The following is an 18,122-nucleotide window of genomic DNA, read 5'->3' as shown; positions in this document are numbered from 1 at the left end:
GGGGACCGTGCCGGGGGACGGCCGGGGCGACGGCCGTCCCCCGCCGGGCTCAGTCGGCGTCGGCGGCCGGGAGCGCGTTGCGGCTGACGACGTCGGCGTACCAGAGCGCGCTGTCCTTGACGGTGCGTTCCTGGGTCGCGTAGTCGACGTGGACGACGCCGAAGCGCTTGGAGAACCCGTAGCCCCACTCGAAGTTGTCCAGGAAGGACCACAGGTAGTAACCGGTGACGGGGGCGCCGGCCTCCACGGCGTCGAGCACGGCCGCGAGGTGGTCGCGCAGGTAGCGGGTGCGCTCGACGTCGTGGACCTGCCCGGCGACGACGACGTCGTCGTAGGCGGCGCCGTTCTCGGTGACCAGCAGCTCCAGGCCGGGGTGCTCGCGGTGGATCCGCAGCAGCAGCTCGGTCATGCCCCGCGGGTCGATGCTCCAGCCCATGGCCGTCTTCTCCCCCGGCAGCTCGGGGAACTCGACGTCGGTGGAGGCGACCCACGGGCTGTGGGCGCTGTTGCCGTGCCCGTCGTTCTCGGCCCGGGGGGCCGAGCCGTCCCAGGCGCGCACGACGGTGGGGCTGTAGTAGTTCACGCCCAGCACGTCCAGCGGCTGGTGGATGAGGGCGAGGTCGCCCTCGCGCACGAAGGACCAGTCGGTGACCGAGGAGGTGTCGGCCTGGACGTCGGCGGGGTAGGTGCCGCGCAGCACGGGGTCGAGGAACACCCGGTTCTGCAGGCCGTCGACGCGGCGCACGGCGTCGGCGTCGGCCTCGCTCGTGCCCTCGGTGCGGACCCACGCCAGGTTCAGGGTCAGGGCCACCCGCGCTCCGGGGGCGGCGCGGCGCACGGCGGCGGCCCCGAGGCCGTGGGCGAGGTTGAGGTGGTGCACCGCGGCCAGCGCGGAGGCGGGTTCGGTGCGCCCGGGGGCGTGCACGCCGGAGGCGTAGCCGAGGTAGGCCGAGCACCAGGGCTCGTTGAGGGTGATGAAGGTGCGCACCCGGTCGCCGAGCGCCCCGGCCACGACCTCGGCGTACTCCGCGAAGCGCTCGGCGGTGGTGCGCGCGGTCCACCCGCCGGCGTCCTCCAGGGCCTGGGGCAGGTCCCAGTGGTAGAGGGTGACCGCGGGTTCGATCCCGGCGGCGATCAGCTCGTCGACGAGGGTGGAGTAGAACGCCAGACCGGCCGGGTTGACGGGGCCGAGCTCGTCGGCGCTGACCTGCGGGGTGATGCGCGGCCAGGCCACGGAGAACCGGTAGGAGGCCATCCCCAGCCGCTTCATGAGGGCGATGTCCTCGCGGAAGCGGTGGTAGTGGTCGTCGGCGACGTCGCCGGTGTCCCCGGCCACGACGCGGCCGGGGGTGTGGCTGAAGGTGTCCCAGATCGAGGGCGTGCGCCCGTCCTCCGCGACGGCCCCCTCGACCTGGTAGGACGCGGTGGCCGTCCCCCAGACGAAACCGGGCGGGAAGGTGCGCTCGGCGGCGCTGGGAGCGGGGGTGGTGGAGCGTTCTTCGGTGGTGGTCACGGGGGCCCTTCCTGGGACGGCTGACGCGGGTGGGGTTTCGGGGTGGGCGTTCAGCCCTTGACGGCGCCGGCCATGATGCCGCTGACGATCTGCTTGCCGAGCAGGATGAAGACGACGATGACCGGCAGGGTGCCGACGAGGGTGCCGGCCATGATGATCGAGGTGTCGGGGACGTAGCCGCTGCCGAGGTTGTTCAGGGCGACCTGCACCGTCGGCATCGAGGAGTTCAGCGCGATGACGGGCCAGAAGAAGTCGTTCCAGGCCGTCATGAAGGTGAGCATCCCCAGCACGGCCATGCCGGGGCGGGCGATGGGCAGCACGATGGACCAGACGGTGCGGGTGGAGGACGCGCCGTCCATCCGAGCCGCTTCGAGCAGTTCGTCGGGCAGCGTCTGCACGAGGTACTGGCGCATGAAGAACACGCCGAACGCGGTGACCAGCGAGGGCAGGATGACCGACTCCAGCCGGCCGGCCAGGTTCCAGTCGGACATGATCTTGTACAGCGGCACGACGCCCAGGGTCGGGGGGATCATGAGGGTGCCGATGGTGATGGCGAACAGCGCGTTCTTGCCGCGGAACCGCAGCTTGGCGAAGGCGAACCCGGCGAGGGTGCAGAACAGCAGGGTCCCGATCGTCGTGATGCCGGAGACGATGAGCGAGTTCAGGATGGCCAGGCCGATGGCCTGCTGCTCCAGCGCGGTCGTGATGTTCTGCCACAGGTAGGGGCCGGGCAGGAACGGCGGCGGCGACTGCGTCATCTCCGCCATCGGCCGGCTGGCCGCGACGATCATGTAGTAGAACGGCACGAGGAAGACGAACGTGGTGACGCCCAGCAGCACGTAGGTCAGCCAGCCGGCGGCGTCGGGGGCGCGGTAGCGCTTGCGGCGGCCCTCGCGCGGCGGGGTGGGCGCGGCCAGCGCGGCGTCGCGCACGGTGGTGGTGCTCATCGGCGGGCTCCCTGGGTCTCGCGGTCGCGCCAGCGGGCGAGCGCGGTGTTCAGCAGGACGAGGACGATGATCAGCAGGAACGTCACCCAGGCGATGGTGGCGGCCCGGCCGAGGGCACCGAACGCCCAACCCTGCTGGTACATGAACAGGCCCAGCGTCTGGTACTGGTTCAGCGCACCGCCGTCGACACCGCCGAAGAGGAGCGGTTCGCCGAACAGCTGGGTGGCCCCGATGGTGGAGACCACCACGGTGAAGAGGATGGTCGGGCGCAGACCCGGCAGGGTGACGTGCAGGAACTGCTGCCACCGGTTCGCGCCGTCCAGCGCGGCGGCCTCGTAGAGGTCCTGCGGGATGGACTGCATGCCCGCCAGGTAGATGAGGGCGTTGTAGCCCGTCCAGCGCCAGATGACGATGATCGAGATGGCGATCTGGGCGCTGAGGTCCCCGTTGCGCCAGTCCAGGGCGTCCATGCCGACCAGCGAGAGCAGCCAGTTGGCCAGGCCGTTGTCGCGCCCGAAGATTTGGGCGAACACGAGGGTGGAGGCGGCCACGGACGTGGCGTAGGGCATCATCATCGCGACCCGGAAGAAGTTCCGGCCGCGCATCCGGTAGTTCAGCAGGTGCGCCAGGCCCAGGGCCAGCATCAGCTGCGGCACGGTGGACAGGATGCCGAGGGTGAAGGTGTTCGCCAGCGCGTTGTAGAACTTCTCGTTGGTGAACAGCCAGACGTAGTTCTCCCAGCCCGTCCACTCCGGGTCCGAACCCAGTTCGTAGGACTGGAAGCTGATCCACATCGTGTAGATCAGCGGGAACAGCCCGAAGGCCAGGAACAGCAGGAAGAACGGGGCGATGTAGGCGTACGGCGCGGCCAGGCCCTCGAACCGGAACAGCCGCGAGCGCAGCGTCGGCTCCGGTGCGGTGGCCTTGCGGCCGGGACCGGACGGGGCCGGTGGTGCGGTGGTGCTCTGAGCGCTCACGGCGTCTCCTCGCAGGTCAGGTCGGGTGGGTTCGACGGGACCGGGGTGGCCGCCGCGCGGCGGCCACCCCGGTCCACGGGGTCAGCCGATCTGGTTGGCGAGGTCGCCGGCGGCGCTCTCCCAGGCGGCGGCGGGCGTGATCCCGTTGACCTCGACGGACAGCAGGGCCTGCACCAGCGAGGACTTCACGACCGCGTCCTCCTCACCCAGGACCTGGGTGGGGGCGGCCTCGGCGGCCTTGGAGAAGATCTGCCCGATGGGCGCGTTCTGGAAGTACTCGTCGGTGGCGTCGGCGACCAGCGGGAACGCCTTCGTGTTGGAGGGGAAGTTCCCGCCGACCTCGAAGACCTTCGCCTGCTGCTCGGGGTCGGTCAGCCACTTGACGAGCTTGGCGGCCTCCTCCTGGTTCTTGCTGGACTGCGGGATGCCCAGGTAGGCGCCGCCCCAGTTGCCGCCGGCCCCGCCGGGCAGGGAGGTGACGTTCCACTTGCCGGAACCGGCGTCGCCGGCCTTGCCCTTGATGTAGCCGACCATCCAGGCGGGGCAGGCGATGGTCGCGAACGAGCCGCTGCCGAAGCCCGAGTCCCAGGCGGGGTCCTCGAACTGCTCGAGCTTGGCGGTCAGGCCGCCCTGCGCGGCGGCGGCGGCGGTGTCGAAGGCGGTCTTGACGGCGGGGTTGGTGTCCCAGACCAGTTCGCCGGCCTCGTCGTAGTAGATCTCCTCCTCGGTGGAGACGATCGCGTTGTAGAAGCCGCCGGCGGAGTCCATCCAGGCGGTGCCCGCGGGCGCCTTGGCCTTGAACTCCTGCCCCAGCGCCACGTAGTCGGCCCAGGAGGTCATCCGGGCGGCGAGCTGGGCGGGGTCGGTGGGCAGCCCGGCCTGCTGGAGCAGGTCGCTGCGGTAGCAGAGCCCCATGGGGCCGATGTCGGTGCCCATGCCGAGGACCTTGCCGTCCTCGGTGGTGGCGGCGGCCGACTTCCACTCGGGGTAGTTGGGGGTCTGCTCCCCCGCGACGGTGGTGGAGAGGTCCACCCACTTGTCGTCCTGGTTGGCGACGACGTCGGCGATGCGGCCGACCTCGATGCCCTGGATGTCCGCGGCGCCGTTGCCGGAGGCCAGCTTGGTCTGCAGCGCGGGCCAGTAGTTGTTCTCGCCCTGGGTGGACTCGTACTGGATGGTGACCCCGGGGTTGAGCTTCTCGTACTCGTCGAACAGGCCGGCCTCCTCGAGGCCGAAGGTGCCGAAGAGGCTGACGGTGAGCGCCTTCCCCCCGGCGGCGGTGGCCTCGTCGCCGGTGTCGGACTGGGCGGTGCTGCAGGAGGTGACGAGCAGGGCACCGGTGATCGTGGTCGCCAGGGCGGCGAGGGTCTTCGCGCGGACTGTGGACATGGGGGGAGCTCCTCGGGCCTCGCCGGAACGGCGGATCGACAGTGATCAGGGTCCGTGAGAGCGCTCTCAGAACAGCGCCGGTGGAGCGTGAGAGCGCTCTCAAGGGGTGCGTACAGGGTGAACCCCGGAGGTACCCGCTGTCAACGGGTCAGGACGTGGCGCGTTCGACGAGTTCCGTGGGCGCGATGACGTGGTCCACCGCGGGCTGGCCGTCCACCAGCGCCAGCAGCATCCGGGCCAGCGCCCGGCCCATCTCCACCACCGGCTGGCGCACCGTGGTCAGCGGGGGCGTGGCGGCCGCCGCCAGCGGGGCGTCGTCGAAGCCGACCACGCGCACGTCCTCGGGCACGGCCCGCCCCGCCGCCGACAGCGCCTGCAGCGCCCCCGCCGCCATGAGGTCGTTGGCGGCGAACACGCCGTCGAGGTCCGGCCAGCGCGCCAGCAGACCCTCCGTCGCCCGCCGCCCGCCCTCCACGGTGAAGTCCCCCGAGGCGGTCAGGCCCGCGCTGAACCGGACCCGGTGCGCCCGCAGCTCGGTGCGGAAGCCCTCCAGCCGCTCCTGACCCACCCGCATGTCCATCGGCCCGGTCACGGTGACCACCCGGCGGCACCCCCGCTCCAGCAGGTGCCGGGTGGCCGCGCGGGCACCACCGACGTTGTCGGCCGAGACGAACGGCACCGCGGAGGACTCCTCGTAGGGACGCCCCGACATCACCACGGGGATGCCCGCGTCCAGCAGGTGCTGCGGCAGCGGGTCCGGCCCGTGCACCGACACCAGGATCGCCCCGTCCACGTGGCCGCCGCGGGCGTAGCGCTCGAAGCGCTCGCGCTCGCGCGGGGTGGAGAGCACCACCAGCACCAGCTGCACCTCGCGGTCGGCGAGCTGGGCCTGGGCCCCGCTGAGGACGAGCGGGAAGTAGGAGTCGGCGAAGAAGCGCTCCACCGGTTCGACGACGACGAGGGCCATCGACCCGGTGCGCCGGGTCACCAGCGAGCGCGCCGCCTGGTTGGGCACGTAGGACAGCTCCGACGCCGCCCGCAGCACGGCTTCCCTCGCGGCGTCGCTGACCCGGCCGTAGCCGGCGAGCACGCGGCCGGCGGTGGCGCGGGAGACGCCGGCGCGCGCGGCGACCGACTCGAGCGTCGGGGCGGCCGGAGTCGGCACGGCTCCTCCAGGGTCAGCGGTCCTCGCGGGTGGGGCGGGCCCATCCTCGCAGGCCCCGGACCCCCAGCAGCGCGATGGCGGTGCCCAGCACCAGGCTCACCACGACCAGCACCAGGTGGACGAGGAAGAACGGCTGCGGGCCGTCCTCGAACGAGCGCGGGTCGCCCCAGATGTTGCGCAGGAAGTTCGGCCAGATGAACCAGCTCCACACCCCGAAGAGGACGAGGAACCAGCTGGCGGGCTTGGAGAGGACCACCCCGCGATCCTCCCACCCGCCTCAGCGCCGGGACCGCCGGACCCGGCGCAGCGTGCGGCCGCCGAGGACGCCGACGAGGAGGCCGGAGAGGAACGGGAGCCGCCGCCGGCCCTCCCCCGCGCCGAAGCCCTCGGGCGGCTCCGGGCCCAGCGGCGCGGTCAGGCGCGCCTGCGCCATGAGGTCCGGGTGCAGCGTCCCGCTGTCCTCGGCCCGGGTGGCCGCCCACGCCGCCGCCAGCAGGATGAGCCGGCTGATGAGGTTCATGAGCACCAGCAGCACCACGAGGGTGGCGGCCGCCCCGAGGAAGGCGTTGCCCTCGGCGCTGCGGCGGGCGAAGGCGGTGCCGAACTGCTTGAGCAGGCCCAGCCCGATCCCGCCGAGGACCGCGCCCTGCAGCAGGTCGTGCAGCGGCACGTCGGCGTTGGGCAGCACCCGGAAGACGAGCAGGAAGGTGCAGGTGTCGATGGCGAAGGCGACGAGGAAGCCGGCGGCGCCCAGCAGCCACCGCGACCAGGTGGAGGGCTCGAAGCCCAGGGCGCTCAGCAGGTAGCCGCCGGCGCCGTTGGTGACGACGACGGAGGCCACCGACAGCGCCACCCCCGACCCGACGACGAGCATCCCGAGCAGGTCGCGCAACCGCACCACGACGAGGTTCCCCCCGCCCGGGGGGTCGCCGAAGACCGCGCGGATGCTCTCGCGCATCCCGTCCATCCAGCCCAGGCCCGTGAAGAGGAACGTCGCGGTGGACACCACGAGCGACCAGGTGAGGGCGGTGCCCTGGATGAACTCGTCGATGTAGATCCCGGTGCCGTTCGCCGGCTTCACCCCGCGGTGCACCAGGTCCGGTGCGTACTGGTTCACCCCGGCGATGAGGTTGTCGACGACGACGTCGCGCACCTCGGGGGTGTTGCGCATCACCAGGCCCAGGACCGTCAGGCCCACCGCGAGCGCGGGGAAGATGGAGAAGAAGGCGAAGTAGGCGATCCCCCCGGCCAGCACGTTGCCGCGGGCCTCGCCGTAGCGCTGCCAGACGCGGGCGGGGAAGCTGCGCGTGACCGTGCTGATCGCGTTCTTGGCCTGCTCGACCGCGCTCACCCGCGGGGGCTCCTCACTGCCGGAAGGTGAAGTCCTCCCGTGGCCGCCAGACGCCGTCGGCGCCGTGCTCGTAGAGGCTGAACCCCTTCACGGTGAAGGTCGCCTCCCAGTCCCGCAACACGAGTTCGGCGCGGTCCAGCGACGCCTCGTCGACGTCGTGGGCCACGGTGACGTGCGGGTGGAAGGGGAAGGAGATCTCCCGGGCCAGCGGGCCGGTCCGCACCGCGGCCTGCAGCAGCTCGCACTCGGAGATGCCGCGGGTGACCTGGACGAACACCACCGGCGAGACGGGGCGGAACGTCGCGGTCCCCCGCAGGTGCACCTCGAAGGGCGAGGCGGCGGCCGCCGTCGCGGCGAGGTGGTCGCGCGCGGCGTCCAGGTCGGCGTCGGGCAGGACCGAGGGCGGCAGCAGCGTGATGTGCGGCGGGATCGCGCGCGCCAGCGGATCGCCGAACTCCTCGCGCCAGGCCGTCAGCTCGCCCGCGTGGGGTGCGGGCACGGGGATGGAGACCCCGATGGTCCGCGCGGCGCGCCCGGTGCCCCCCGGTGCTGATCCGGTCACCGGCGACGACCCACCAGGCCGACCCGGTCGTAGACCGTGGCCAGCGTCTGCTCGGCGATCTCGTTCGCGCGGGCCGCACCGGCGGCGAGCAACTCGTCGAGGGCGCCGGGGTCGGCCATCAGCTCCTGGGCGCGGCTGCGGACGGGACCGAGGGTGTCGGTGACGACCTCGGCGAGCTCCTTCTTGAGGTCGCCGTAGCCGCGGCCGGCGAAGTCGGCCTCGAGCTCGGCGATCGGCTTCCCCGACAGCGCCGAGTGGATGGAGAGCAGGTTGGAGACGCCGGCCTTCTCCACCGGGTCGAAGAGGACCTCGCGGCCGGTGTCGGTGACGGCGGAGCGGATCTTCTTGGCCGTGACCTTCGGGTCGTCCATGACGTCGACGATCCCGTTGGGCGAGGAGGAGGACTTGCTCATCTTCGCGCCCGGGTCCTGCAGGTCGAAGATCTTCGCCGTCTCCTTCGGGATGAAGGGCTCCGGCACGGTGAAGGTGTCGCCGAAGCGGGCGTTGAAGCGCTGGGCGAGGTTGCGGGTCAGCTCCAGGTGCTGGCGCTGGTCCTCGCCGACGGGGACCTCGGCGGCCTGGTAGAGCAGGATGTCGGCGGCCATGAGGACGGGGTAGGTGAAGAGGCCGACGGTGGTGCTGTCGGTGCCCTGCCGGGCCGACTTGTCCTTGAACTGCGTCATCCGCGCGGCCTCGCCGTAGCCGGTGAGGCAGGACAGCACCCAGGCCAGCTGGGCGTGGGCGGGCACGTGGCTCTGGACGAAGAGGGCCGAGCGCTCGGGGTCGACCCCGGCGGCGACGTACTGGGCGGCCGTCCAGCGGGTCCGCTCGCGCAGCGCGGCCGGGTCGGGGCCGACGGTGAGGGCGTGCAGGTCGACGACGCAGTAGAGCGCGTCGTGGGTGTCCTGCAGGGCCACCCACTGCTTCAGCGCCCCGAGGTAGTTGCCGAGGTGCAGCGACCCGGAGGTCGGCTGCATCCCCGAGAGCAGCCGCGGGCGCACGCCGGCGGGACCTGCGGGACCTGCGTGATCGGGCATGCCCCCATCCTGCCAGCCCCCCGGCCGCCGCTCCCCGCCGACCCGACTGTGCGGTTGTGTGCGGTTCTGGTTGACTCCGGTGCCCCTCGGCGGGCATCCTCGACCGGTGCAGCGATGGAGCGACGGAGCGGCGGGACTCGTCTTCGGGTCCGACTACAACCCCGAGCAGTGGCCGGCCGAGGTGCGGGCCGACGACGTGCGGCTGATGCAGCGGGCGGGGGTCAACCTCGTCTCCGTGGGCATCTTCTCCTGGGGCCTGCTCGAACCGCGACCCGGCCGCTTCGACTTCGGCTGGTTCGACGCCGTCCTCGACGACCTGCACGCCGGCGGCATCGGGGTCTCGCTGGCCACCGCGACCGCCTCCCCCCCGGCCTGGCTCGGCGAGCTCCACCCCGAGGTGCTCCCCGTCGACGCCGACGGCCACCGGGTCGTCTTCGGCAGCCGGCAGAGCTGGTGCCCCAGCTCGCCGGTCTACCGCGAACGCTCCCTCGCCCTCGTCGAGGCCCTCGCCGAGCGCTACGGGCAGCACCCCGCGCTGCGGCTGTGGCACGTCAGCAACGAGCTGGGCTGCCACAACGCCCGCTGCTACTGCGACGTCAGCGCCGCGGCCTTCCGCACCTGGCTGGCCGACCGGTACCCCGACGTCGCCGCGCTGAACGACGCGTGGGCCACGGCCTTCTGGAGCCAGCACTACACCTCCTTCGAGCAGGTGCAGGTGCCCGCGCGCACCTCCTCCTTCCACAACCCCGCCCAGGCCCTGGACTTCGCGCGGTTCTCCTCCGACGAGCTCCTCGGGCAGCACCTGGCCGAGAAGGACGTCCTGCGCCGGGTCACCCCCGAGGTCCCGGTCACGACGAACTTCATGATCGGCTCGCAGCTGAACCCGATGGACTACGGCCGCTGGGCCCGCGAGCAGGACGTCGTCGCCAACGACCACTACCTGATCCACGGGAACTACGACGACCCCCGCGCCGAGCTCGCCTACTCCGCCGACCTGACCCGGGGGACGGCCTCGGGGCAGCCGTGGCTGCTCATGGAGCACTCCACCTCGGCGGTGAACTGGCAGCCGGTCAACGTCGCCAAGCCCGCCGGGGAGATGCTGCAGGACAGCCTCTCCCACGTCGCCCGCGGCGCCGACGGGATCTGCTTCTTCCAGTGGCGGGCCTCCGCCGGCGGCGCCGAGCAGTGGCACTCCGCGCTCGTCCCGCACGCCGGGGAGGACACCGAGCGCTTCCGCGAGGTCACCGAGCTCGGCGCCCTGCTCGGCCGGCTGGGGGAGCTGCGCGGCTCCACCACGAGCAACGACGTGGCGATCCTCGTCGACTGGCAGAACGCCTGGGCGATGGAGTCGGAGACCCTGCCCTCCCGGCGCGTCGGGCACGCCGACCTCGCCCTGCGCGTCCACGGCCTGCTGCGCGAGGCCCGCACCGGCGCCGACGTCGTCCCCGTGGGCGCCCACCCGCACGACCTCGCCGAGGTCCTCGCCGGCTACCGCGTCCTCGTCGTCCCCACCCTCTACCTGTGCGACGACACCACCGCCGCCGCCGTCACCGCCGCCGCCGAGTCCGGCACCCACGTCCTCGTCACGTACTTCTCCGGCATCGTCGACGAGACCGCCCGGGTGCGCCTCGGCGGCTACCCCGGCGCGTTCCGCGACCTGCTCGGGATCCGCGTCGAGGAGTTCCACCCGCTGCCCGACGGGGTCGCCGGCGAGCTCGACGACGCCACCGTGGGCGACGTGTGGTCCGAGATCGCCACCGCCGACGACGACGTCGAGGTCCTCTCCCGCTACGCCGAGGGTGCCACCGCCGGGTGCCCCGCCCTGACCCGGCGCGACCTGCCCTCCGGGGCGCGGGCCTGGTACCTGGGCACCTCCCTGGACGACGAGGCCCTCGCCGGGCTGCTGCACGCCGTCTGCACCACCGCCGGGGTCGCCCCCGTCGCCGAGGCCAGCGGCCCGGTCGACGTCGTCCGCCGTCGCGCCGCGGACGGGCGCAGCTGGCTGTTCGCCCTCAACCACGGCGAGGAACCCGCGACCGTGACCGTCCGGGGCTTCGACCTCGTGGCCGAGGTCGACGTCGACGGCCTCGACCTCGAACCCGGGGCCAGCGCGGTCGTGCGCGAGCTCGGACCCGGCGACTGATGCTGGCCCACCAGCGCCAGGAGGTGATCCTCGACGCCGTCCGCACCCACGGCGGGGTCCGCGTCGCCGACCTGGTGGAACGCCTCGGCGTCTCGGAGATGACCGTGCGCCGCGACATCGGCGAACTCTCCCGGCGCGGCCTCGTGGCCCGCGTCCACGGCGGGGCCGCGTCGGTGGCCCGCTCCAGCGAGGAACCGGGTTTCGCGGCCAAGGCCGGCCTGCGCCCGGACGCCAAGCGCGCCATCGCCCGCGCGGCCGCCGACCTCGTCCCCGACGGCGCCTCGGTGGCGCTGTCGGCGGGGACGACCACCGCCGAGGTCGCCCGGGAACTGCGCGACGTCTCCGACCTCACCGTCGTGACGAACTCCCCGCGCGTCGCGGACCTGCTGCACGACCCGGCCGACCACTCCCGCACCGTGGTCCTCTCCGGCGGCACCCGCACCCCGTCGGACGCCCTCGTGGGCCCGGTCGCGCGCGCGGGGCTGCGCGGGCTCCACGTCGACCTGCTCTTCCTCGGCGTCCACGGCCTCGACGCCGCGGCCGGGCTGAGCACCCCGAACCTGTCCGAGGCCGACACCAACCGGGCGCTGATGGACTGCGCCGCACGGGTGGTCGTCGTCGCCGACGCCTCGAAGTGGGGGGTCGTCGGGCTGACGTCGTTCGCCGACCTCGGTTCCGTCGACGTCCTCGTCACCGACGCCGCCCTGGACCCCTCGGCGCGTCCCGTCATCTCAGACCTCGTCGGCGAACTCGTCGTCGCCGGCACCCCGCAGGAGGAGGACCAGTGAACGACCGCACCCCGCACCGCTTCCGCAAGACGTCGACCCGCATGGCCGACGGCCGCGAGCTCATCTACTTCGACGACACCGAACCGTGGCTGTCGGGCGAACGGGCCCGCGACGCCGTCGACCACCGCCCGCTGCGGCCCGCCGACGAGACGCTGCGCGGCGGCTCCCAGGTGCGCTTCGACCCGCTGACCGGCGACTGGATCGCGATGGCCTCGCACCGCAACGACCGCACCCTCATGCCGCCGCCGGACCAGGACCCGCTGGCCCCCACCGTGCCCGGCGGCTTCCCCACCGAGATCGCCGACTCCAGCTACGACGTCGTCGCCTTCGAGAACCGCTTCCCCTCCTTCTCCAACCGCATCGGCGGCGAGGACGGGTTCCTCGACGGCGAGCGGCTGTGGCCGACGCGCCCCGCGGCGGGGCGGTGCGAGGTCGTCTGCTTCTCCTCCGACACCCGCGGCTCGTTCGGCACCCTCGACCCCCGCCGGGCCCGCACCGTGCTCGAGGCGTGGATCGACCGCACCGAGACCCTCAACGCCACCGACGGGGTCGAGCAGGTCTTCGTCTTCGAGAACCGCGGGGAGGAGATCGGCGTCACGCTGCCGCACCCGCACGGGCAGATCTACGGGTACCCGTTCCTCACCCCGAAGACGGAGACCATGCTGCGCCGCGCCCGCGAGCACCGCGCCGCGACCGGCGGCAACCTCTTCCGCGACGTCCTCGACGCCGAGCGCCGCGCCGGTTCCCGCGTCGTCCTCGAGACCGAGCACTTCACCGCCTACGTCCCGGCCGCCGCGCGCTGGCCCGTCGAGGTCCACCTCGCCCCGAACCGCGACGTCCCCGACCTGCCCGCCCTCACCGAGGAGGAGCGCGCCGACCTCGTCGGGGCCTACCTGGACCTGCTGGGGCGCCTGGACCGCTACTACCCCGACGACCACCCGCTGCCCTACATCGCGGGCTGGCACCAGGCCCCGGCCACCGAGGGGCGCGAGGAGTTCCGCCTGCACCTGCAGGTGTTCAGCGTGCTGCGCGGCCCGTCGAAGGTGAAGTTCCTCGCCGGGTCGGAGTCCGCCATGGCCGCCTGGGTCAACGACACGACGCCCGAGAAGGTGGCGGCCCGACTGCGCGAGGTGGCCCCGTGAACAGCACCCCCGAGTTCTTCGACGCCCCCGAGCGGGCGAGCGCGGCCACGGCCCTGGCCGCGGCGTTCCGCGACGCCTTCGGCACCGACCCGGCCGGGGTCTGGTCGGCCCCGGGCCGGGTGAACCTCGTCGGCGAGCACGTCGACTACACCGGCGGGCTGTGCCTGCCGCTGGCGCTGCCGCACCGGACGTTCGTCGCGCTGAACCCCCGCGCCGACGGCGTGGTGCGCGTGCGCTCCCGCCAGGAAGCCGCCGGCGAGGTCGTCGTGACCCTGGCCGACGTCGGCGCGGGCTCCCCCGACGGCTGGGCCGCCTACGTCGCCGGGGTGCCGTGGGCGATGGGCCGCAAGGGCTTCGACGGCGACCTGCTGACCGGGGGCTTCGACGCCCTCGTCGACGGCCACGTCCCCTACGGCTCGGGGCTGTCGTCCTCGGCGGCGCTGGAGTGCGCCGTCGCGGTGGCGCTGGGCGACCTGCTCGGCGCCCCCCTCGACGACGCCGGGCGCGCCGCGCTGGCGGGGGCCTGCGTGCTGGCCGAGAACGTCGTCGCCGGGGCCAACACCGGCGGGATGGACCAGGCCGCGTCGCTGCGCTGCCACGAGGGCGGGGCGATCCTGCTCGACACCCGCGACGACACCGTCAGCCAGGTCGCGCTGGACCTGGCCGGGGCCGGGCTGGCCCTGCTCGTCGTCGACACCCGCGCCGAGCACTCCCACGCCGGCGGCGAGTACGGGCAGCGCCGCGCCGACGTCGAGCGGGCGGCGGAGATCCTCGGCGTCCCGACGCTGCGCGAGGTGGACCCCGCCGACCTGGACGCCGCCCTGGAGCGCGTCGGGTCCGCCCCCGACGGGGACGTGCTGCGCCGGCGCGTCCGCCACGCCGTCACCGAGATCGACCGGGTCGCCCGCACGGCGGAGCTGCTGCGGGCCGGGCGGGCCGGTGACGTCGGGGGGCTGCTCGACGCCTCCCACGACTCCCTGCGCGACGACTACGAGGTGTCCTGCCGCGAGCTGGACCTCACCGTCGACGTCGCCCGCGCGCACGGGGCGCTGGGGGCCCGGATGACCGGTGGCGGTTTCGGGGGCTCCGCGATCGCCCTGGTGGCCGCGGACCGCGTCGGGGCCGTGGCGGACGCCGTCGCCGCCGCGTTCGCCGAGCAGGACCTGCGGGCGCCGCGCTTCCTCGCCGCGCTGCCCTCCGAGGGCGCCGGCCGCGACCTCTGACGTGTTCCCCCGGTGGGCCGCCCGTTCACCGGGGGTTCACCGGGGGCCCGCACGCACCGACCACCCTGGGGGGGTGCTGATCTGGGTGCTGGTGGGGGTCCTCGCCGCGGGCGGGGTGCTGGTCGCGTCCTGGTGGGACAACCGGCGCACGTGGCGCGCCGAGCAGGCCCGGTCGCGGGAGTGGCTGCGCGGGCTCGGCGTGGACCCCGGCCCGGTGCCGGCCGACCCGCCCGCCTGGCGGCTGGTCCTGACCCCCGACCTGTCCGGCACCGGCCGGTTCGTGCACGACGTCGCGGCCGCCCCCGCCCGCGCCGGCGCGCGCGGCTGACGGGCCCGCTCAGCCGACGTCCATCCGCTGCAGTCGCCACCCGGCCAGCGCCGTCGCCGCGACGGCGATCCCGGCCAGCACCAGGGCCGAGCCCGTCACCCCGATCGAGGCGACCGTCCCCAGCGGCACGTCGCCGGGGATGGCCAGCGAGGCCACGCGGCGGCCGTAGGAACCGATCGACAGCCCCCGCAGCGCCGGGGCCAGCCCGGCCAGGAACGTCTCCCACAGCACCACGTAGGCCAGCCCGGCCAGCAGCCCGCGCCGGGTCAGCAGCGACAGCAGGACGAACACCGCGCAGTACGCCGCCGAGGTCAGCGCCGTCGCCAGCAGCACCCCGCCCACGACCCGGCCGGCGGGCTGGTTCACCGAGACCCCCAGCACGACGCAGGCGATCACGGCGGGCAGGCACACCACGACCGTCGAGGTCCAGGCCGCGGCGAACCGGGCCAGGACGATGTGCCAGCGCGGGCGCGCGATGGCGCGCAGCAGCGGCAGGGTGCGGCCGTCGCGCTCGTCGCCGAAGGCGCCGATGGCCAGGACCAGCGCCACGATCGGCACGACCAGCCCCGTCAGCAGGTTCCCGGTGAAGGTGTTCTGCACCCCGTAGCGGTTCGGGACGCTGGTGATGGCGATGACGACGAAGGCGACCGCCGCCACCACCAGCGGCAGCGTCGCGAAACCCGCCGTGCGGCCCCGGAACAGGATCGCGCGCAGCGAGAACCCGTACAACGTCGTGGCGGCACCGCTCGTGGCGCTCATCGTCCCGCTCCCCTCGCCGCGCGCACCAGGTGCGCGAACACGCTCTCCAGGTCCTCACCGATCCCCTCGACCCGCCGCAGCGTCGTCCCCGACTCCCGCGCCAGCCGGGGCACCGCCTCGGCCAGCGCGACGGCCCGCGGCGCCTGCACCAGGACCCCCGGCCGGCCCGCGCCCTCGCGGCGCACCGAGTCCACCAGCCCCCGCGCCAGCAGCAGGCCGGCCAGTTCCAGCACCCGCTCCCCCTCCAGGCGCACCGTGCGGGGGCGGTCGACGAGCAGTTCCCGGATCCCCGCCGGTTCGCCCTCGGCGACCAGCCGCCCGTTGACGACGACCAGGACCCGCTGCGCCATCCGCTCCACCTCGGAGAGGACGTGCGAGCTCACCAGCACCGTCCGCCCCTCCCGGCCGAGGGCGGCGAGCAGGTCGACGTCGGCGCGGCGCTGGGCCGGGTCCAGCCCGTTGAGGGGTTCGTCCAGCAGCAGCACCTGCGGGTCGTGCACGAGGGCCTGGGCCAGCTTCACCCGCTGGCGCATGCCCTTGGAGAACCCCCCGACCCTGCGGTCGGCGGCGTCGGTCAGCCCGACGCGGTCCAGGACCCGCCGGGTGGCGGACCGGTGGTCGGCCACGCCCCGCTGCCGGGCGAGGAACTCGACCTGCGCGCGGGCGGTGGCGTGCCCCCACGTCGCCTCGCCGTCGGCGACGATCCCCAGCCCGCGGTGGACCTGCGGGTCCCGGTGCGGGTCGTGCCCCAGGACCCGCACGGTCCCCTGGCTGGGCCGGGTCCCCCCGGCCAGCACCGCCAGCGCCGTCGACTTGCCCGCCCCGTTGTGCCCCAGCAGACCCGTCACCCCGGCCCCGATGCTCACGGTGACGTCGGACAGCGCGACGGTGTCGCCGAACCACTTGCTCACCCCGTCGAACTCGATGGCGCTCACGCGTCGCTCCCCCTCGCGTAGCGGCCCGCCAGGACCGACAGGCCACCCACCACGACGACGCCCCAGACGAACCAGGCCAGCGCCCCCGGGTCCCCGAGACCACCGCCGATGAAGGTCGTCGCCAGCCGGATCGGGCCGCTCGAGGGGTCCAGCGAGAACGGCCACTCCTCCCCCGTCACCGCCGCCACGGCCCCGGTCAGCGCCGGCCCCACGAGGACCACCGCGAGGTACCCGCCGACGGCGAACACCCGCCGGGAGGTCAGCGAACCGATCGCCAGCCCCAGGCTGGTGTGGAACAGCACCACCAGGGCGGCGGCCCCGACGATCCGCGGCAGGTCCCCGACGTGGTCGGCGAACCAGGCCCCCGGGGCGTCCGCCGTGGCGATGGACCCGACGAACAGCACCAGCATCGGCCCCAGCACGATGAGGGCCAGCAGGGCCAGGGCGGCGAGGAACACCCCCAGCACGTACTCGAACCACGACAGCGCCGTCGCGAAGTACAGCGACAGCACCCGGTCCCGGCGGTCGCGGGTCAGCATGGACGGGATCGACGTCGCCACGAAGGCCAGCAGGACGACCGAGTTCGTCGTCAGCAGCTGCGGGTAGTCGATGAGGTCGGTCGGCTGGACGTCCACGGCCGGCACCAGCAGCGGGACGGCGACGACGGCCAGCGCGGGCAGGTAGGCCACGGCCAGCAGCAGGAACGGCCAGATCTTCGCGCTCGCGCTGCGCCGCAGGCCCAGCGGGCGGCGGACGCCGCTGGCGACGAAGCTCGCCACCGCGGAACGGCGCGGGCGCAGCGCCCCCTGGTACCGGCTGTAGCGGATGTCGTGCAGGACCGCACGGGGTGTCTCGTGCAGGACCGCACGGGGTGTCTCGTGCGGGACCGCTCCCGGTTCAGCCACGGTTCCCCCCTCCCATCGCGTCGACCACGAGGTCCTCCAGACCACGGGCGGTGGGCACCAGCCGCTCCACCCCGACCCCGAGCTCCCCGGCCAGGTCGCGCACCGCGTCCAGCGCGGCGTCGGGGCTGGAACTCAGCCCGATGTCGCCGGCGGCGGTGGGCGACAGCGCCACCCCGAACGGGACCAGGCGGGGTTCCAGCGCCGCCGCGAACGCCCCCACGTCCCCGGAGACCCGCAGTTCCACCGCGCCCGAGGGGTCGTGCCCGATGACGACGGGACGCTGCGCGGCCAGGGTTCCCGAGCGCAGCACGACGACCTCGTCGCACGTGCGCTCGATGTCGTCGAGGACGTGGGAACTGGCGACGACCCGGATCCCGAGATCGGTGGAGAGGCGGCGCACGATGGCGAGCATCTCCTCCCGCCCCGCGGGGTCCAGCCCCGAGGTGGGTTCGTCCAGCAGCACCAGGTCCGGGCCGTGGACGAGGGCCTGGGCGAGCTTCGTGCGCTGCTGCATGCCGAGGGAGTACGAACCCACCGGGCGGCGGCGTTCCTCCTCCAGGCCGACGGCGAACAGCACCTCGCTGGTGCGGCGCACCGCGTCCCGCCGGCCCAGCCCGCGCAGGCGGGCCAGCGACACGCACACGTCCTGCGCCGACATGTCCGCGGGCAGGCACGGGTGCTCGGGCATGAACCCCACCCGCCGGCGGACCTCGGCGCGATCGCGCACGGTGTCCAGGCCCAGCACCCGCACCGTGCCCGCGTCGGGGCGGGTCAGCCCCAGCGCCGTGCGCAGCAGCGTCGACTTCCCGGCGCCGTTCGCGCCGAGCAGACCGGTCGCGCCGGCCGTCAGGGTCATCGTCAGGCCGTCCAGCGCCTGCACGGCGCCGAAGCGCTTGCCGACGCCGAGGCACTCCAGCCCGGGTGGCTCCAGTTCGCTCACCCCGTCATCAGAGCACTC

Annotated in this window: 18 protein-coding genes; 5 read left to right on the top strand and 13 right to left on the bottom strand. The window is 73.9% G+C overall.

What is annotated here, in order from left to right; genetic code table 11:
- Positions 1–49 precede the first annotated feature (49 nt).
- The 9 genes from KRAD_RS14080 to trpS all read right to left on the bottom strand — a co-directional run bounded on the left by KRAD_RS14080 (position 50) and on the right by trpS (position 8,941).
- Positions 50–1,513: a GH1 family beta-glucosidase gene (locus tag KRAD_RS14080; protein WP_012086290.1), complete on the bottom strand. Its 1,464-nt coding sequence runs from the start codon at positions 1,511–1,513 to the stop codon at positions 50–52.
- A 50-nt stretch (positions 1,514–1,563) separates the two neighbouring features.
- Positions 1,564–2,460 carry a carbohydrate ABC transporter permease gene (locus tag KRAD_RS14075; protein WP_012086289.1) on the bottom strand — a complete coding sequence of 299 codons (897 nt, stop codon included), beginning with the start codon at positions 2,458–2,460 and terminating at the stop codon, positions 1,564–1,566.
- Entirely contained in the window at positions 2,457–3,437 is a 981-nt protein-coding gene (locus tag KRAD_RS14070; RefSeq protein WP_012086288.1) for a carbohydrate ABC transporter permease, read from the bottom strand. Before KRAD_RS14070 ends, KRAD_RS14075 begins: the two co-directional genes overlap by 4 nt.
- Before the next feature lie 81 nt (positions 3,438–3,518).
- Complete coding sequence (locus KRAD_RS14065; protein ID WP_012086287.1) at positions 3,519–4,826, bottom strand: ABC transporter substrate-binding protein; 1,308 nt, start codon at positions 4,824–4,826, stop codon at positions 3,519–3,521.
- A gap of 148 nt (positions 4,827–4,974) precedes the next feature.
- Positions 4,975–5,991 carry a LacI family DNA-binding transcriptional regulator gene (locus tag KRAD_RS14060; RefSeq protein WP_012086286.1) on the bottom strand — a complete coding sequence of 339 codons (1,017 nt, stop codon included), beginning with the start codon at positions 5,989–5,991 and terminating at the stop codon, positions 4,975–4,977.
- Positions 5,992–6,004: 13 nt separating this feature from the next.
- Positions 6,005–6,247 carry an SCO4848 family membrane protein gene (locus KRAD_RS14055; protein ID WP_012086285.1) on the bottom strand — a complete coding sequence of 81 codons (243 nt, stop codon included), beginning with the start codon at positions 6,245–6,247 and terminating at the stop codon, positions 6,005–6,007.
- 21 nt (positions 6,248–6,268) lie between these two features.
- Entirely contained in the window at positions 6,269–7,342 is a 1,074-nt protein-coding gene (locus KRAD_RS14050; protein WP_012086284.1) for a YihY/virulence factor BrkB family protein, read from the bottom strand.
- 13 nt (positions 7,343–7,355) lie between these two features.
- Complete coding sequence (locus KRAD_RS25695) at positions 7,356–7,904, bottom strand: 2'-5' RNA ligase family protein (RefSeq protein ID WP_012086283.1); 549 nt, start codon at positions 7,902–7,904, stop codon at positions 7,356–7,358.
- Positions 7,901–8,941, bottom strand: coding sequence for a tryptophan--tRNA ligase (trpS, locus tag KRAD_RS25690; protein WP_012086282.1), 1,041 nt, complete (start codon positions 8,939–8,941; stop codon positions 7,901–7,903). Before trpS ends, KRAD_RS25695 begins: the two co-directional genes overlap by 4 nt.
- Positions 8,942–9,047: 106 nt before the next feature.
- Here trpS and KRAD_RS14035 point away from each other — a divergent pair, with 106 nt between their 5' ends.
- The 5 genes from KRAD_RS14035 to KRAD_RS14015 all read left to right on the top strand — a co-directional run bounded on the left by KRAD_RS14035 (position 9,048) and on the right by KRAD_RS14015 (position 14,565).
- Positions 9,048–11,084, top strand: coding sequence for a beta-galactosidase (locus KRAD_RS14035; protein WP_012086281.1), 2,037 nt, complete (start codon positions 9,048–9,050; stop codon positions 11,082–11,084).
- A complete protein-coding gene (locus tag KRAD_RS14030) occupies positions 11,084–11,872 on the top strand; it encodes a DeoR/GlpR family DNA-binding transcription regulator (protein ID WP_012086280.1) in 789 nt (262 codons plus the stop codon). Before KRAD_RS14035 ends, KRAD_RS14030 begins: the two co-directional genes overlap by 1 nt.
- A 41-nt stretch (positions 11,873–11,913) precedes the next feature.
- The gene (galT, locus tag KRAD_RS14025) at positions 11,914–13,014 is read left to right on the top strand and encodes a galactose-1-phosphate uridylyltransferase (protein ID WP_083782264.1); all 1,101 of its coding nucleotides are present in this window, start codon (positions 11,914–11,916) and stop codon (positions 13,012–13,014) included.
- Positions 13,011–14,237, top strand: coding sequence for a galactokinase (gene galK, locus KRAD_RS14020; protein ID WP_012086278.1), 1,227 nt, complete (start codon positions 13,011–13,013; stop codon positions 14,235–14,237). The genes galT and galK overlap by 4 nt, the downstream gene beginning before the upstream one ends.
- Before the next feature lie 73 nt (positions 14,238–14,310).
- On the top strand, positions 14,311–14,565 hold the full coding sequence (locus KRAD_RS14015; protein WP_041292105.1) for a hypothetical protein: 255 nt from the start codon (positions 14,311–14,313) through the stop codon (positions 14,563–14,565).
- A 9-nt stretch (positions 14,566–14,574) separates the two neighbouring features.
- Here KRAD_RS14015 and KRAD_RS14010 read toward each other — a convergent pair whose 3' ends face one another.
- The 4 genes from KRAD_RS14010 to KRAD_RS13995 are packed head-to-tail and all read right to left on the bottom strand — an operon-like array spanning position 14,575 to position 18,104.
- Complete coding sequence (locus tag KRAD_RS14010; RefSeq protein ID WP_012086277.1) at positions 14,575–15,324, bottom strand: ABC transporter permease; 750 nt, start codon at positions 15,322–15,324, stop codon at positions 14,575–14,577.
- On the bottom strand, positions 15,321–16,259 hold the full coding sequence (locus tag KRAD_RS26050) for an ABC transporter ATP-binding protein (RefSeq protein ID WP_012086276.1): 939 nt from the start codon (positions 16,257–16,259) through the stop codon (positions 15,321–15,323). The genes KRAD_RS14010 and KRAD_RS26050 overlap by 4 nt, the downstream gene beginning before the upstream one ends.
- On the bottom strand, positions 16,256–17,164 hold the full coding sequence (locus KRAD_RS26045; RefSeq protein ID WP_012086275.1) for a hypothetical protein: 909 nt from the start codon (positions 17,162–17,164) through the stop codon (positions 16,256–16,258). The genes KRAD_RS26050 and KRAD_RS26045 overlap by 4 nt, the downstream gene beginning before the upstream one ends.
- Positions 17,157–18,104: an ABC transporter ATP-binding protein gene (locus KRAD_RS13995; RefSeq protein WP_012086274.1), complete on the bottom strand. Its 948-nt coding sequence runs from the start codon at positions 18,102–18,104 to the stop codon at positions 17,157–17,159. The genes KRAD_RS26045 and KRAD_RS13995 overlap by 8 nt, the downstream gene beginning before the upstream one ends.
- Positions 18,105–18,122: the final 18 nt, after the last annotated feature.

Origin of the sequence: Kineococcus radiotolerans SRS30216 = ATCC BAA-149, from assembly GCF_000017305.1 — a bacterium.
Taxonomy (GTDB): domain Bacteria; phylum Actinomycetota; class Actinomycetes; order Actinomycetales; family Kineococcaceae; genus Kineococcus; species Kineococcus radiotolerans.
This window is presented reverse-complemented; position numbering and strand designations above follow the sequence as displayed.

Bases quoted from the DNA above. Each gene is read 5' to 3' on its own strand.
- KRAD_RS14075 (WP_012086289.1), bottom strand. From the start codon at position 2,460: ATGAGCACCACCACCGTGCGCGACGCCGCGCTGGCCGCGCCCACCCCG.
- KRAD_RS14065 (WP_012086287.1), bottom strand. From the start codon at position 4,826: ATGTCCACAGTCCGCGCGAAGACCCTCGCCGCCCTGGCGACCACGATC.
- trpS (WP_012086282.1), bottom strand. From the start codon at position 8,941: ATGCCCGATCACGCAGGTCCCGCAGGTCCCGCCGGCGTGCGCCCGCGG.
- KRAD_RS14030 (WP_012086280.1), top strand. From the start codon at position 11,084: ATGCTGGCCCACCAGCGCCAGGAGGTGATCCTCGACGCCGTCCGCACC.
- galT (WP_083782264.1), top strand. From the start codon at position 11,914: ATGGCCGACGGCCGCGAGCTCATCTACTTCGACGACACCGAACCGTGG.
- KRAD_RS14010 (WP_012086277.1), bottom strand. From the start codon at position 15,324: ATGAGCGCCACGAGCGGTGCCGCCACGACGTTGTACGGGTTCTCGCTG.